At 66.0% G+C, this 14,698-nt stretch carries 12 protein-coding genes; 10 read left to right on the forward strand and 2 right to left on the reverse strand.

Annotated elements, in window-relative coordinates; translation table 11 throughout:
- Positions 1–187: 187 nt before the first annotated feature.
- Together FOC84_RS17690 and FOC84_RS17695 are read right to left on the reverse strand one after the other, a co-directional pair.
- Positions 188–1,159: a thymidylate synthase gene (locus FOC84_RS17690; protein ID WP_173145576.1), complete on the reverse strand. Its 972-nt coding sequence runs from the start codon at positions 1,157–1,159 to the stop codon at positions 188–190.
- Positions 1,160–1,269: 110 nt separating this feature from the next.
- Entirely contained in the window at positions 1,270–1,713 is a 444-nt protein-coding gene (locus tag FOC84_RS17695) for an OsmC family protein (protein ID WP_088142589.1), read from the reverse strand.
- Between the two features lie 125 nt (positions 1,714–1,838).
- Between FOC84_RS17695 and coq7 the strand changes: the two genes are divergently transcribed.
- The 10 genes from coq7 (at position 1,839) to FOC84_RS17745 (ending at position 14,692) form a co-directional block, all read left to right on the forward strand.
- Complete coding sequence (coq7, locus tag FOC84_RS17700; protein ID WP_173145577.1) at positions 1,839–2,516, forward strand: 2-polyprenyl-3-methyl-6-methoxy-1,4-benzoquinone monooxygenase; 678 nt, start codon at positions 1,839–1,841, stop codon at positions 2,514–2,516.
- Between the two features lie 779 nt (positions 2,517–3,295).
- A complete protein-coding gene (locus tag FOC84_RS17705; RefSeq protein WP_088142591.1) occupies positions 3,296–4,402 on the forward strand; it encodes an MraY family glycosyltransferase in 1,107 nt (368 codons plus the stop codon).
- Between the two features lie 103 nt (positions 4,403–4,505).
- The gene (gene tviB, locus FOC84_RS17710; RefSeq protein ID WP_173145578.1) at positions 4,506–5,783 is read left to right on the forward strand and encodes a Vi polysaccharide biosynthesis UDP-N-acetylglucosamine C-6 dehydrogenase TviB; all 1,278 of its coding nucleotides are present in this window, start codon (positions 4,506–4,508) and stop codon (positions 5,781–5,783) included.
- A 9-nt stretch (positions 5,784–5,792) separates the two neighbouring features.
- Entirely contained in the window at positions 5,793–6,818 is a 1,026-nt protein-coding gene (locus FOC84_RS17715; protein ID WP_173145579.1) for an SDR family oxidoreductase, read from the forward strand.
- Between the two features lies 1 nt (position 6,819).
- Positions 6,820–8,169: a murein biosynthesis integral membrane protein MurJ gene (gene murJ, locus FOC84_RS17720; protein ID WP_173145580.1), complete on the forward strand. Its 1,350-nt coding sequence runs from the start codon at positions 6,820–6,822 to the stop codon at positions 8,167–8,169.
- The gene (locus FOC84_RS17725) at positions 8,170–9,312 is read left to right on the forward strand and encodes a glycosyltransferase family 4 protein (RefSeq protein ID WP_173145581.1); all 1,143 of its coding nucleotides are present in this window, start codon (positions 8,170–8,172) and stop codon (positions 9,310–9,312) included.
- Between the two features lie 45 nt (positions 9,313–9,357).
- Positions 9,358–11,289 (forward strand): asparagine synthase (glutamine-hydrolyzing), encoded by a 1,932-nt coding sequence (gene asnB / locus FOC84_RS17730; protein WP_173145582.1) that lies wholly within the window; start codon positions 9,358–9,360, stop codon positions 11,287–11,289.
- 3 nt (positions 11,290–11,292) lie between these two features.
- On the forward strand, positions 11,293–12,408 hold the full coding sequence (locus FOC84_RS17735; RefSeq protein WP_173145583.1) for a glycosyltransferase family 4 protein: 1,116 nt from the start codon (positions 11,293–11,295) through the stop codon (positions 12,406–12,408).
- Positions 12,405–13,562 (forward strand): glycosyltransferase family 4 protein, encoded by a 1,158-nt coding sequence (locus FOC84_RS17740; RefSeq protein ID WP_173145584.1) that lies wholly within the window; start codon positions 12,405–12,407, stop codon positions 13,560–13,562. The genes FOC84_RS17735 and FOC84_RS17740 overlap by 4 nt, the downstream gene beginning before the upstream one ends.
- Positions 13,559–14,692: a glycosyltransferase family 4 protein gene (locus FOC84_RS17745; protein WP_173145585.1), complete on the forward strand. Its 1,134-nt coding sequence runs from the start codon at positions 13,559–13,561 to the stop codon at positions 14,690–14,692. Before FOC84_RS17740 ends, FOC84_RS17745 begins: the two co-directional genes overlap by 4 nt.
- Positions 14,693–14,698 lie beyond the last annotated feature (6 nt).

Genomic DNA, 14,698 nt, shown 5'->3' on the forward strand with positions numbered 1-14,698 from the left:
CGCTGCCGGGCGGATTGCCCGGTTTCGCGGCGCGCGCAGGCACGGCGCGGCAGGTGCCGGTCGGAAGCAATGGCGCGCGCGCATTTCTGGACGCGCGTCCATGGCTAAGGGATGGGTTATACCGAAAACGCGCTTCCAGAAGCTCACCAATCTTCACCTGCGGCCACGGGCGCGCGGCCGCGGCGGTCTATACGGCCATGGCGGCGGTGAGGGGGGCGTGATGGGTGTAGCCAGACAGCGAGAAATCGCTCGGCTCCACCTTTTCCAGCCATTCGGGCTCGTAGCGCCCGGTGACGGCGAAATCTGGAATGCGGTCCGACAGCACCAGCCTGGGTGCCTCGTAGGGTTCGCGCGTGAGCTGCTCGCGCAGCATCGGCAGGTGGTTTTCGTAGATGTGCGCGTCGCCGATGAAATACGTGAACCAGCGCGGCGTGTAGCCGGTCAGGCGGCCGACCAGATGCAGCAGGGCCGCGCCTTCGGTGAGGTTGAACGGCGTGCCCAGGCCAACATCGTTGGAGCGGATGTACAGGCACAGCGATATTTCGCGGGTCGTCGCGTTCGGCAGGAATTGATAGAGCAGATGGCAGGGCGGCAGCGCCATTTCCTCGATCTGCGCCCAGTTCCAGCCATGGAACAGGATGCGGCGGTCGCCGGGGCGCTCATGGATGGTGTCCAGGCATTGCCGCAACTGGTCCACTGCCTTGTAGAGCAGCACCTTCGGCACGCCGCCTTCCTCCAGTTCGCCCACCTGGGCGTAGCCGCGCGACAGGGCGTCGGCGATCTGCGCCGGGCGGCTGGCGTCCAGCATCTTGTAGGCCGGCCACTGGCGCCATTGCACGCCGTAGACCGGGCCCAGGTCATCGGGCCCTTCGCGGTACGGGTTGGCCAGCCATTGGCTGTTCTCGTTGGCATTCTGGTCCCAGACCTTGCAGCCGAGCTCGCGGAATTCCGCCGCGCTGCGCGAGGCGCGCAGGAAACCCACCATTTCGCCTATGGCGGATTTGAATGCGAGCTTCTTCGTGGTCACTGCGGGAAAGCCCTTCTGAAGGTCGAAGCGCAGCGATGCGCCCGGCATGCTCAGGGTGCGTATGCCCGTGCGGTTTTCCTGCCACGCGCCGGTGTCCAGGATGGATTGAACGAGGTCCAGGTATTGTTTCATGGCGGTCCTTGCGCACGCTCGCCCGGCGGGTGACGCAGACGGCCGCCGCGAATGGATCGCGGCGGCTCGTATAAGTTAGGGATAGACGAATTACACCACGCGGGCGCGTTTCAAGCGGCGGCGGGCGTTTCCTGCGTGTCGACGATCTCGACCGAGAAGGTCAGCGCCGCGGTCTTCTCCAGCATGGCCGAGGCCGAGCAGTATTTCTCGTGCGACAACTGCACCGCGCGCTCGACCGCGGCGCGTGGCAGGTTGCGGCCGGTGACGGTGAAGGCGAAATGGATGCGGGTGAAGACCTTGGGGTCGGCATCGGCGCGGTCGGCCTGGAGCTTGACGCTGCAGCCGCTCACCGCGTGGCGTCCGCGCTTGAGGATCAGCACGACGTCGTAGGCGGTGCAGCCGCCGGTGCCGGCCAGCAGCATTTCCATGGGCCGGGGGGCGAGGTTGTGCCCGCCGCCGTCCACGGCGCCGTCCATGACGGCCACGTGGCCGCTACCGGTGCTGGCGGTAAAGAGCATGCCGTTCGGGCCGCCCCAGTCGATCGTGCATTCCATGTTGTCGTGTCCTTGAGCTTGAGCGCTGTCAATGGCTGATGATACCTGTTGCGTACAATTCCGGGCATGAGAGCCCCGCCCCGCATCAGGGGCGTGCGCGCCAGCCTTGCCCGAGGAGTTGCCCCATGTCCACCGCTCTGTCCCGCCCCAGCCCTGTTTCCTTCCTGCGCCGCATCAGCCCCGTCGATGCCCTGTTGGCCGAGGCCGATCGCGCGCTGCGGGTGCTGTCCGGCAGCGCCGTGGCCGGCCGTCCCTATCCGGCCACGGCCGAAGAGGCGCCCCAAGCCCTCTCGGCCCAGGAAAAGCGCCACGCGGCTGGGCTCATGCGCGTGAATCACGTGGGAGAGATCTGCGCCCAGGCCCTATACCGGGGACAGGCATCGGTATGCCGCGAGCCCGCGCCGCGGGCGCTGCTGCTGAATGCGGCCTCCGAGGAAGTGGATCACCTGGCCTGGTGCAATCAGCGGCTGACCGAACTGGGCAGCCGCCCCAGCCTGCTGAATCCGGTCTGGTATGCGGGCTCGTTCGCGCTCGGCGTGCTGGCCAGCTATGCCGGCGTGCCGCGCAACCTGGGTTTCATGGCGGAAACCGAAAAGCAGGTCGAAGCGCATCTGGAAGAACATCTGCGCACCTTGCCGGTGCAGGACGAGCGCTCGCGCCAGATCGTCCAGAAGATGAAAGAGGACGAGGCACAACATCGCGCCAGCGCGGAAGCGGCGGGCGGCGTACCTTTGCCGGCGCCCGTGAAGGCGGCGATGCGGGCCATGTCCAAGGTCATGACGACCACGGCCTATTGGGTCTGAAACACCTGGCAAGGGAAATGTTGCAGTGCGCAAAAATAGCTGCAGATTGGTGCCGAATGCACTGTTTTGGTGCGAAATCCAGGGCGGGATTACCCGATAAGGGCTAGGGTAAGCCCCGGTCGGGTTTACCCATTCGGCGAAAACCCGGTTTTTGAAGCAATCATTGATTGACGCGGGTTTCCGGGGAGGGGGCTGATGGTTTGCGGCAAAAACGCAACGCAAAAAATCTCTTGTGCGGCAGGCTAAAAAAATTCTTGCATCGCACAAAAAACCTCGGTACTATTCAGTCATCGGATGTTGAAACGCAGTCGGCGCGGTGCAAAACCCCGAAAGCGTAGCGAGCGGAAGGCCAGCTCCCAACATGCCACGGTTGTCTCCTCCACCCTCCTCCTTTGGTGGATTTAGCCCGAGATCTCACGATCTCGGGCTTTTTTTTCGACATTTTAAATCCGTCCCCATTTAAACCCGATAAGGCACAGTCCGCGGCCTTTCGCGGTGCTTGCGTCATAGGGCGTTCTTCGCGTTTTCCCTTGGATATTTCGCGTGCGCCTGGGCGGAAAGTTCTACAATCGTTCCATGAAACCTGTATTTCCGCGCCTGCGCGGTTTTGCCGTGCCGGCCTCGCCAGATGGCCGTGCCAGCCATGGATGGGCGGCATCGCGCGAGGCGTTACGTTCTGTGCCGGTGAATTGCACTTCCTTATCCCTCCCATATATGGGCGTTACACCTGCCTCCGATAATGGCGGGCTTGTCTCGATAGACCAACCAGAGGTGACTCGGTGACCTGGCTGTACATTTGCGTGGTCGCATTCATGGTGGGGGGACTCATCGTGGCGTCGGAGCGTTGGCATGGCGCCTTCACCGGCGACAGCGACCTCAACAAGCCCCAAGCCAACCATTCCCGCGCCACGCCTCGCGTCGGCGGGCTGGCCGTGCTGGCGGGCACGCTGGCGGGACTATTGGTCCTCGGACCCAGCAACATGACGCTGACCTGGCTGTGGCCCGCGCTGTTCGTCGCGGCGCTGCCCGTATTCGTGGCCGGCCTGCTCGAAGACATCACCAAGGACATCGGCGCCAGCAAGCGCCTGCTGGCAGCGTTTCTGTCGGCGGCGATCGCCTGGTGGCTGCTGGGCGGCGTCAGCCGCGTCGGCATGGCTCCCGTGGACTACGTGTTGTCTTTCTGGCCCGTGTCGCTGCTGTTCACCATGTTCGCGGTGGGCGGCTGTACGCATGCGCTGAATATCGTTGACGGCATGAACGGCCTGGCCGGCATGGTGGCCACGCTGATGGCGGTATCGATCAGCCTGGTTGCGCTGCAAGTGGGCGACGTGCCGATTTTCCTGGTGGCGGCAGCCCTGGCCTCGGCCACGCTGGGTTTCCTGGTCTGGAACTTTCCGTTCGGGCGCGTGTTCCTGGGCGATGGCGGCGCGTACTTCCTCGGCTTCATGCTGGCCGAGCTGGCCGTGCTGCTGGTGGTGCGCAATCCGTCCGTATCGCCGTTCTACGCCTTGGCGGTGCTGTTCTACCCCGTCTTCGAAACCGGGTTTTCGATCTGGCGCCGGCGCTTCAAGCGCGGCGTGCCAGTGGATCAGCCGGATGCCCTGCACTTGCACCAGCTGGTGTTCCGCCGTTTGGTCCGGGTTACGTTCAGCCGGGGCCGGCGGCATGCGGTGCCGGCGCTGTGCAATGCGCTGGCCTCGCCTTACATGTGGGTGCTGGCCCTGATCGGCTTGGTGCCCGCCACCATCTGGTGGGACAACGCGTGGGCGTTGTGCGCCAGTCTGGCGGTGTTCGCCGCCGTCTATATCTGGCTGTATTCGCGGCTTGTGTCCTGGCGCCGGCCGGGCTGGCTGCTGCTGCCTTCCGTTTTGCGGACTTCCGATTAGTTTAGGGCGCCCCGGCGATTGCCGCCGGGGGCTCGGTAATCTTCTTTTAATTACCCGACCATATTTTGAAATGCCGTAATCGTTCTACGGTGAAGGGAGAGTTATGTTGCGAATTCAGGATGTGAAACTCGCTGTTGTCGGCCTGGGCTATGTCGGCCTGCCCCTGGCGGTGGAGTTCGGCAAGAAGCGTTCGGTCATCGGCTTCGATATCAATACGCGCCGCATCGACGCGCTCAAGGCTGGCCACGACCACACGCTGGAAGTCAGCGACGAAGAGCTGAAGGAAGCAACCCAGCTGAGCTACACGGCCGATCGCGCCGTGCTGGGCCAGGCCAATGTGTTCATCGTGACGGTGCCGACCCCCATCGACGAGTACAAGCAGCCGGACCTGACTCCGCTGGTCAAGGCCAGCGAAACCATCGGCGCCGTGCTCAAGCGCGGCGACATCGTCATCTACGAATCCACCGTTTATCCGGGCGCCACGGAAGAAGACTGCGTGCCGGTGCTGGAGCGCGTGTCGGGCCTGAAGTTCAACGTGGACTTCTACGCGGGCTACAGCCCCGAGCGTATCAACCCGGGCGACAAGGATCACCGCGTCAGCACGATCAAGAAGGTCACGTCCGGCTCCACGCCCGAAGTGGCCGAGCTGGTTGATCAGCTGTACAAGCAGATCATCACCGCGGGCACGCACAAGGCGTCCAGCATCCGCGTGGCCGAAGCCGCCAAGGTGATCGAGAACACGCAGCGCGACGTGAACATCGCGCTGATCAATGAACTGGCCCTGATCTTCAACAAGATGGGCATCGACACCGAAGCCGTGTTGCAGGCGGCCGGCACTAAGTGGAACTTCCTGCCGTTCCGTCCGGGCCTGGTGGGCGGCCACTGCATCGGCGTGGATCCGTACTACCTGACCCACAAGGCGCAATCCATCGGCTACCACCCCGAGATCATCCTGGCGGGCCGCCGCCTGAACGACTCGATGGGCAGCTATGTGGTGTCGCAGCTGGTCAAGGCCATGACCAAGCGCCGCATCCACGTGCAGGGCGCCCGTGTGCTGGTCATGGGCCTGGCGTTCAAGGAAAACTGCCCCGACCTGCGCAACACGCGCATCGTGGACATCGTAAAGGAACTGGGCGACTACAACGTCGATGTCGATGTGTACGACCCATGGGTCGATCCCGAGGAGGCCATGCACGAATACGGCCTGACCCCGGTGGCCAAGCCCGAGGAAGGCAAGTACGACGCCGTGATCCTGGGCGTGGCGCATCATCAGTTCAAGGCGATGGGTGCGGAAGGCATCCGCAAGCTCGGCAAGTCGCAGCACATCCTGTACGACCTGAAGTACGTGCTCTCGCCTTCCGAATCCGACCTGCGACTGTAAGGATTGCCCATGACCACACGCTTTGAGAGCACCAAGAAGGAACTGTCGGCCGCGCCGCGCAAATGGTTGGTGACCGGTTGCGCCGGCTTCATCGGTTCGAACTTGCTGGAAACCCTGCTGAAGCTGGGCCAGACCGTGACCGGCCTGGACAATTTCGCGACGGGTTTTCAGCACAACCTGGACGAAGTACGTAATTCCGTCACGCCGGAGCAGTGGGCGCGCTTCTCCTTCATCGAAGGCGATATCCGCGACCTGGAAGCCTGCCGCCGCGCGGTGCAAGGCGTGGATTTCGTGCTGCACCAGGCCGCGCTGGGCTCGGTTCCGCGTTCGTTGAAGGATCCGATCACGACCAACGAGGTGAACATCGGCGGCTTCCTGAATATGCTGGTGGCGGCGCGCGATGAGGAAGTCAAATCCTTCGTCTACGCGGCCTCCAGCTCGACCTACGGCGACCATCCGGCCCTGCCCAAGGTCGAGGAAAACATCGGCAAGCCCCTGTCGCCCTATGCGGTCACCAAGTACGTCAACGAGCTGTACGCGGACGTGTTCGCGCGCTCCTACGGCTTCGAAACGGTGGGCCTGCGCTACTTCAACGTATTCGGCAAGCGTCAGAATCCCAATGGCGCTTACGCAGCCGTGATCCCCAAGTGGACGGCCGCGATGATCCAGAACGAGGACGTCACCATCAACGGCGACGGCGAGACCAGCCGTGATTTCTGCTTCGTGGAAAATGCCGTGCAGGCCAACATCCTCGCGGCCGTGGCCGCGCCGGAAGGCCGCAACCAGGTCTACAACGTTGCGGTCAGCGGCCGCAGCACCCTGAATCAGCTCTTCGGTTTCTTGGTGAAGACGCTGGGTACTCAGGGCGTGGCCTATGCCAAGCAGCCGGTTTACGCCGAATTCCGCGCGGGCGACGTGCGCCACTCGCAGGCGGATGTCAGCAAGGCGGGCCGGCTGCTGGGTTACGAGCCTACGCACACCGTGCTGCAAGGCCTGGAAGTGGCCATGCCTTGGTACACGCAATTCCTGCGTTGATTTGAAAGCACTCGTCAGAAAACTCGGCAGCATCCACCCGGACCACCAGCGCATCTTCAAGGGCGCCTTCCGGGTGGCGGTGTTCCTGCTGCTGGGCAAGGCCGCTGGCGCCATCAAGGAGATGGCGGTGGCGTACCGCTACGGCGTCAGCGACGCCGTGGACGCCTACCAGTTCACGATGACCATGGCCACTTGGCTGCCGGTGACCATCGTGGGCGTGCTGTCGGTGGTCCTGATTCCGGTGCTGGTGCGGCTGCGCCGCGCCGATGCCGCCGAAAGAAATCTGTTCATCAGTGAGTTGCAGGGCTGGGTGGCCGCGGCGGGCATTGCGCTGGCGCTGCTGACTTGGTTCGCCTGGCCGTACGTGCTGGGCGTCCTGGGGCAGGGATTGTCGGCCCGCGTGGGCGACATGACCGGCCAACTGCTAGGCGCTTTCGCGCCGGTGTCGACGCTGCTGCTCATTGCAGGCATCAGCGCCGCGCGGCTGCGGGCGCAGGAGCGGCACGTCAATACCTTGCTGGACAGCGTGCCCGCCGTGGCGACGCTGGCCTGGGTGATGCTGGCCGCCAGCGCCGACGGCGTCGGTCCGCTGCTGTGGGGCACCCTGGTGGGCTACGCGATCCAGACCGTCTGGCTCGCTTGGCTGGCGGCGCGCGCCGATGGCGGCTTCTGGGGCGCGCCACGGTTGACGTTGCAATCGCCGCATTGGCCCGAGTTGCTGAGCGCCGCGGGGGTAATGCTGATCGGCCAGGTCGCCATGAGCTTCGTCGGCCCGCTGGACCAGTACGCCGCCGCCAACCTGGGCGCGAATGCCAACGCCACGCTGGGCTACGCCAGCCGGCTGCTGTCGCTGGTGCTGGGGATCGGCGCCGTGTCGGTGGGGCGTGCGGCCTTGCCGGTGCTGGCCGATGTGCAAGCACGCGGCGATTCCGAGCGCGCGCGCGCCATGGCCCTTAAATGGTCAGTGCTGATGGTGGCCGCAGGCGCTGTTGCCGTCGCCGTGGGTTGGATGCTGGCGCCATGGGGTGTGTCGGTGCTGTTTCAGCGCGGCGCCTTCACCGCCGAGAACACCCAGGCCGTGGCGCACGTGTTTCGCTGGGGACTGCTGCAATTGCCGTTTTACTTTGGCGTGCTGATCCTGGTGCAATTGCTGGCCAGCCAGAACCGCTACCGCGTGATGGCCGCCATCGCCGTCGCCAATTTCGCGCTGAAGGCGGTGTTGAATACCGTGCTGGCGCCCAAGATGGGCGCGGCCGGCATCATGCTGGCCACCAGCCTCATGTATCTGTTGTCCTTCGCATGCTACCTCGCGGTGGCGATGCGCAAGGCTGAATCCAAAGAGGCCGATTGAATGCCCGTGACCGATACCCGCCCGGCGCCGCGCGTCCTGCTGTTCATCCATTCCCTGCATGGCGGCGGCGCGGAGCGCGTGGCCGCCGATCTGAGCGCGCATTGGGCCGATATGGGCCGCGAAGTGATGGTGGTGACGCAGGCCAGCGCCGAGGGTGACGTCTATACCCTGCATCCCAAAGTGCGCCGCGAGGTGCTGCACACGGCGAGCGAGGGCGGCGGCCTGCGCGGCATCTGGAGCAATGTGCAACGAGTGCGCGCCTTGCGCCGCGTGGTCAAGTCGTTCCGCCCCGACATCGTGCTGGGCATGATGACGACCGCGTCGGTGCTGTCGGTGCTGGCTTGCACGGGCCTGTCCTGCCGGGTGATCGCGACCGAACATACGCATCCGCCCTCGCAGACCCTGTCGGGCTTCTGGCAGCGCCTGCGCAGGCTGACGTATCCGCGCGCGGCCAGCGTGGTCGCGCTGACCCGCGGTACCGCCGACTGGCTGGCGCAGCACGTGCCGGGCAGCAAACTGGCCGTCATTCCCAACCCCGTACACTTTCCCCTGCCGCGCGCCGAACCGGTCCTGGCCCCGGTGTCTGGCGACGGCCGCAAGCGCTTGCTGGCGGTGGGGCGCCTGCACGCCGACAAGGGGTTCGATCTGCTGATCCAGGCCTACGCGCAATTGGCCGTATCGCATCCCGGCTGGGATCTGGTTATCCTGGGCGAGGGCGACGAGCGTCGCGCCCTGGAGGCGCAGGTGCGCGAGGCCGGTCTGCAGGCGCGCATCCTCATGCCGGGGCGCGCGGGCAACGTCGGCGACTGGTATGAAAGCGCCGATCTGTACGTGCTGACTTCGCGCTTCGAAGGGCTGTCCAACACCCTGCTCGAATCCATGGCGAGCGGGCTGGCCGCCGTATCGTTCGATTGCGACACGGGGCCGCGCGAGATCATTCGAGAAGGCGTGGACGGCGTGCTGGTGCGCCCGAACGGCGACGTGCCTGCGCTGTGCAAGGCGCTGGACGCCGTCATGCGCAATGACACGGAGCGCCTGCGCATGGCGCAGGCGGCGACCGACGTGCGCGACCGTTTTTCGGCCGCGCGCGTACTGCGGAAATGGCAAGAACTTTTTGACGGCGTGAGCGCAACGGGCCGTTGAGGCCGCGCGTCGCGCTGTTGCTACAGTGACAACGAGAACTTCATCATGTGCGGAATAGTCGGGATTTGGGGCCCTGTCGGGAACAAGGCGCAGGTGTTGGCGGAAAGCTGCCGCCGCATCCGCCATCGCGGGCCGGACAGCAACGGTTTCTGGGAAGACCCCGAGGCCGACCTGGCGCTGGCGCACGTGCGCCTGGCGATCCTCGACCTGACCGAGGCAGGCCACCAACCCATGACGTCTGCCTGCGGCCGCTATGTCATGGTGTTCAACGGTGAAATCTACAACCACCTGGACATCCGCAAGCAGCTCGAGCAATCGGCGCTGGCGCCGTCCTGGCGCGGCCATTCCGACACGGAAACGCTGCTGGCGGGCTTCACTGCCCTGGGCATCGAGGCCACCCTGCAGGCCGCGGTGGGCATGTTCGCCATCGCGCTGTGGGACCGCGCCTCGCGCAAGCTTGTGCTCGCGCGCGACCGCATGGGCGAAAAGCCGCTGTACTACGGCTACTCAGGCGCCGAGCTGGTGTTCGCCTCCGAACTCAAGGGCCTGATGCCGATTCCGGGCTTCGGCCGCGAGCTCAACCGCAACGCGCTGGCGTCGTTCATGCGGCACAACTACATCCCGGCGCCGCAGTCCATTTACCAGGGCATCGCCAAGCTGCCGCCGGGCACTTGGGTCGAATTCACGGCCGACGACACCCGCAGCCGCCGCATGCCCGAGCCGCGCGTGTACTGGTCGGCCCGCGAAGCCGCGGATACCTCCGCGCAATCGCTGCTGTCGTTCGAGTCCGACGCGCAGGCCACCGACGCGTTGGAAGGCGTGCTGTCCAAGGCGGTCGGCGGCCAGATGTTGTCCGACGTGAGCCTGGGGGCCTTCCTGTCCGGTGGTATCGATTCGTCCACCATCGTGGCCCTGATGCAGGCGCAGAGTTCGCAGCCCGTGCGCACCTTCGCCATTGGTTTTCACGAGAAGGGCTACGACGAGGCACAGCACGCCAAGGCCGTGGCCACGCACCTCGGCACCGACCATACCGAACTGTACGTGACGGCGGAGGATGCGCTGGCCGTGGTGCCCACGCTGGCCGACATGTACGACGAACCGTTCGCGGATTCGTCGCAGATTCCGACCTCGCTGGTCACGCGCATGGCGCGCCAGCACGTCACGGTGGCGCTGTCCGGCGATGGCGGCGATGAGCTTTTCGGCGGCTATTCGCGTTATTTCCGCGTGAACAATTGGTGGCAGCAATGCGAGCGCGTCCCCGCGCTGCTGCGCAAGCCCGCCGGAGCGCTGTTGAGCGCGTCCACCCATCTGCCTGGGCGTGGTGCCTGGCGCGGCAAGGTCGGCAAGCTGGGCGAACTGCTGCGCACCGACACGCGCGGAGAGTTCTATCGCCATTTCGTGTCGTACTGGGCCGACCCTTCCCGCGTGGTGAAGGGCGGCGTGGAGCCTGTGTCCGAGTTCGCCCGGGCGATGCAGGGCTCCACTTTCGAAGCCATGATGAAGCTGGATACGGTGACCTACCTGCCGGACGACATCCTGGTCAAGGTGGACCGCGCCGCCATGGCCGTCAGCCTGGAAACGCGTGTGCCGCTGATCGACCATCGTGTGTATGAGTTTGCCTGGAGCCTGCCGCATCAATACAAGGTGCGCGGCAACACCGGCAAGTGGCTGCTGCGCCAGGTGTTGCACCGCCATGTGCCGCAGGCGTTGGTGGACCGTCCCAAGCGCGGTTTCGCCGTGCCGCTGGCCGCATGGCTGCGCGGCCCGCTGCGCGAATGGGCCGATGCGCTGCTGGACCCGGCGCGTTTGCGCCAGGAGGGGTGGTTCGAACCCGAGCCCATTTTGCGCAAATGGCGCGAGCACACGTCGGGCCATCGCAATTGGGACAGCCATCTGTGGGGCGTATTGATGATGCAGGCCTGGCTTGACCGCTACCGCGACGGCAAGGAGCAAGGAGGATCGGTTGGGAGTCTTTGACGCATGAAAATCTTGATGCTGGTCAGTTCCATGCACGCGGGCGGCGCCGAACGGGTCGCCGCCACGCTGGTCAATGCATGGGCCGAACGCGGGGATTCCGTCATCCTGACGCCCACCTACTCGTCCAAGGGCAGCTGCTTCTATCCGCTGTCGGACAAGGTCGAACTGGCGTGGCTGGCGGATCTGGCGGGTACGCGCGCGTCAGGGGCCATGGCGGCATTCAAGCGTCTGCTCGCGTTGCGCAGGCACATCCGCGATTCAAAGCCGGACGTGGTGGTGTCCTTCCTGACCAACGTCAACGTGGCCGCCATCCTGGCTTCCCTGGGACTGGGCGTGCCGCTCATCGTTTGCGAGCGCACCAATCCTGTGGCGGAAACCACGACCGGAACGGTATGGCGCCAACTGCGCCGCATCCTGTATCCCCGCGCCGACATGGTGACGGTCCAGGCGGAGGACACCGCCGGCCCGTTTGCCCGGCAGGTGCCTGGCATCAAGCGCCTGGCCGTGATTCCCAATCCTCTGCCGGCGCCCTTGCTGGATGCGCCGCGGGTGCCGCAGCGCGAAGATGGCGGCCCCCGCGAGTTGCTGGCGATGGGACGCCTGGTCACCGACAAGCAGTTCGACCTGCTGATCGACGTATTCGCGCAGCTGGCGCCCGATTTCCCGGACTGGAACCTGCGCATCTGGGGCGAAGGCCCCGAGCGCGGCGCGCTGGAGCAGCAGGTCGCGCGCCTGGGCCTGCAGTCGCGCATCAGTCTGCCCGGCCGTACCGAAGCGCCCTGGGATGAACTCGCGCGCGGCCAGGCTTTCGTGCTGAGTTCGCTGGTGGAAGGCTTTCCCAATGTGTTGCTGGAAGCCATGTCGCTGGGCCTGCCCTGCGTGGCGTTCGATTGCCCGAGCGGGCCGCGCGAGATGACGCGCAACGGCGAGGACGCCCTGCTGGTGCCTGCGGGCGATCGCGATGCCTTGCGCGAGGCCTTGCGCCGCCTGCTGGGCGACGCCTCCCTGCGCCAGCAGTTGGGTTTGCGGGGCGCGGCCGCGGTGCGGCAGCGCTATGCGTTGGCCAGCGTGCTGGCTGAGTGGGATGAATTGTTCGATGCCGTGCGGGAGGGACGATGAACGCCCGGCGGCTGCGTGTCCTGCACGTCATCACCGGCCTGGGGCAGGGGGGCGCGGAGTCCGTGCTGTTCCGCCTGGCCACCTACGCCGGGGCGGATGTGGAGCATATCGTCGTGTCGCTGACCGACGAAGGCATCTATGGCGAACGCCTGCGCGCGGCCGGTGTCGCCGTGCATGCGCTGGGCATGAAGCGCGGGCGCGTCAGCCTGGGCGGCTTCATGGCGCTACGTTCGCTGATCGCCGCGGCGCGTCCCGACGCGGTGCAGACCTGGATGTACCACGCCGACCTGATCGGCGGCCTGGCGGCGCGCCTGGCGGGCGTGCGCGCCATCGCCTGGGGCATCCGCAATTCCGGCGACCACCTGGAGCGCAGTAGCCGTTCGGCGCGCCTGGTGCTGCGTGCGTGCGCGCTGCTGTCGGGCCGCGTACCCAAGGCCATCGTGTGCGCCGCCCAGAAGTCGGCCGAGCGCCATGCCGATAAAGGCTATGACCGCGAACGCATGGTGGTGATCGCCAACGGCTATGACCTGTCGCGTTTTGCACCGAACGACGAGGCCCGGCAGCGCGTTCGCGTGCAATGGGGTTTGCCGCAGGATGTCCCTGCCATCGGCTGCGTGGCCCGCTGGGATCCGCTGAAGGACCACGCCAACCTGTTGCGCGCCGTCGCCGCGCTGGTGCGCGATGGACGCGACGCTGGACTGCGTTGCGTGCTGATAGGCCGCGGCATGGATACGACCAATGCGGAGCTGGCAGCCCTGATCGACCGGCTAGGCCTGCGCGACCGGCTGGTGCTGGCAGGTCCCAGCGACGATGTGCCCGCCGCGATGAACGGACTGGACCTGCATGTCCTGTCCAGCTGCGCGGAGGGCTTCCCCAATGTGGTGGCCGAGGCCATGGCTTGTGGCGTCTACTGCGTCGTGACGGACGTGGGCGACGCGGCCTATATCGTCGGCGATACCGGCGTGGTGGTGCCGCCGGAGCAGTCCGAGGCGCTGGCCCGCGGCATTGAGACGGCCTTGCGCGAGGTCGCGTCGCGTGGGCATGCGCGCGCGGGCGAGGCAGGCCGCGCCCGCGTGCTGGCAAATTTCGACCTTGCGCGCATGGTGCAAAGTTATATCGCGGTATGGCGCCGCATCTCAGGAGTGCAAGCATGAGCGCAGGGCGCCGTCTGCTGTTTGTCGTCAACAATCCGGCCTTCTTCATGTCGCACCGCGTGCCGGTGGCGCTGGCGGCGCAACAGGCGGGATACGAAGTGCATGTGGCTACGATGGACGGCCCGGCCGTGGCCGACATCGAGGCGCTGGGCATGACGCATCACGCCATACCCATGACGCGCAGCGGCAAGCATCCCTTGCAGGAGTTGGGCACGCTGCTGGCCCTGATACGGCTGTTCCGCCGCCTGCGCCCGCAAATCGTGCATCTGGTCACGATCAAGCCCGTGCTGTACGGCGGCATCGCCGCGCGCCTGACGCGCGTGCCGGGCATGGTCGCGGCGATTTCCGGACTGGGTTTCGTGTTCCTGTCCAATTCGCTGAAGATGAAGCTGGTGCGCGCCGTGGTGGCGCGGCTGTACCGGCTGGCGCTGGGCCATCCCAACAGCCGCGTGATCTTCCAGAACGCCAGCGACCGCGATCTGCTCAAGTCGCTGGGCGCGGTGCGCGACACCCAGGTCGTCATGATCCGGGGCGCGGGCGTGGACCTGAACGAGTATCGGGCCCAACCCGAACCACCGGCGCCGCCCGTCGTGGCGACCATGGTGGCGCGGCTATTGCGAGACAAGGGTGTGCAGGAATTCGTGCAGGCGGCAAGGCTGCTGCGCGAGCGCGGCCTGCCCATCACGATGCAGCTGGTCGGGGGCGTGGACGCTGGCAATCCCGCCTCGGCGACGCAGGACGATGTGGACGCCTGGCAGCGGGAAGGGTGCGTGCGCGCGCTGGGTGAACGCGCCGACGTGGCCGCGCTGTACGCGGCCTCGCATATCGCCGTGCTGCCTTCCTACCGCGAAGGCCTGCCCAAGTCGCTGATCGAGGCCGCGGCTTGCGCGCGCGCGGTCGTGACCACCGATGTACCTGGCTGCCGCGATGCGATCGAACCCGGCGAGACCGGGCTGTTGGTGCCGGTGCGCGATGCACAGGCGCTGGCGGACGCTATCGCCCGTCTGGCCGAGGATCCGGCCTTGCGGCAGTCCATGGGTGCTGCGGGCAGGGCGTTGGCTGAGCGCGAGTTCGACATCGAGCGCGTGGCGCGCATTCACGTGGAAATCTACGACGCGCTCAGCGCCTGAGCTGAC

This window comes from Achromobacter pestifer (genome assembly GCF_013267355.1).
GTDB lineage: Bacteria > Pseudomonadota > Gammaproteobacteria > Burkholderiales > Burkholderiaceae_B > Achromobacter > Achromobacter pestifer_A.

Bases quoted from the DNA above. Each gene is read 5' to 3' on its own strand.
- FOC84_RS17690 (WP_173145576.1), bottom strand. From the start codon at position 1,159: ATGAAACAATACCTGGACCTCGTTCAATCCATCCTGGACACCGGCGCG.
- FOC84_RS17695 (WP_088142589.1), bottom strand. From the start codon at position 1,713: ATGGAATGCACGATCGACTGGGGCGGCCCGAACGGCATGCTCTTTACC.
- coq7 (WP_173145577.1), top strand. From the start codon at position 1,839: ATGTCCACCGCTCTGTCCCGCCCCAGCCCTGTTTCCTTCCTGCGCCGC.
- tviB (WP_173145578.1), top strand. From the start codon at position 4,506: ATGTTGCGAATTCAGGATGTGAAACTCGCTGTTGTCGGCCTGGGCTAT.
- FOC84_RS17715 (WP_173145579.1), top strand. From the start codon at position 5,793: ATGACCACACGCTTTGAGAGCACCAAGAAGGAACTGTCGGCCGCGCCG.
- FOC84_RS17725 (WP_173145581.1), top strand. From the start codon at position 8,170: ATGCCCGTGACCGATACCCGCCCGGCGCCGCGCGTCCTGCTGTTCATC.
- asnB (WP_173145582.1), top strand. From the start codon at position 9,358: ATGTGCGGAATAGTCGGGATTTGGGGCCCTGTCGGGAACAAGGCGCAG.
- FOC84_RS17735 (WP_173145583.1), top strand. From the start codon at position 11,293: ATGAAAATCTTGATGCTGGTCAGTTCCATGCACGCGGGCGGCGCCGAA.
- FOC84_RS17740 (WP_173145584.1), top strand. From the start codon at position 12,405: ATGAACGCCCGGCGGCTGCGTGTCCTGCACGTCATCACCGGCCTGGGG.
- FOC84_RS17745 (WP_173145585.1), top strand. From the start codon at position 13,559: ATGAGCGCAGGGCGCCGTCTGCTGTTTGTCGTCAACAATCCGGCCTTC.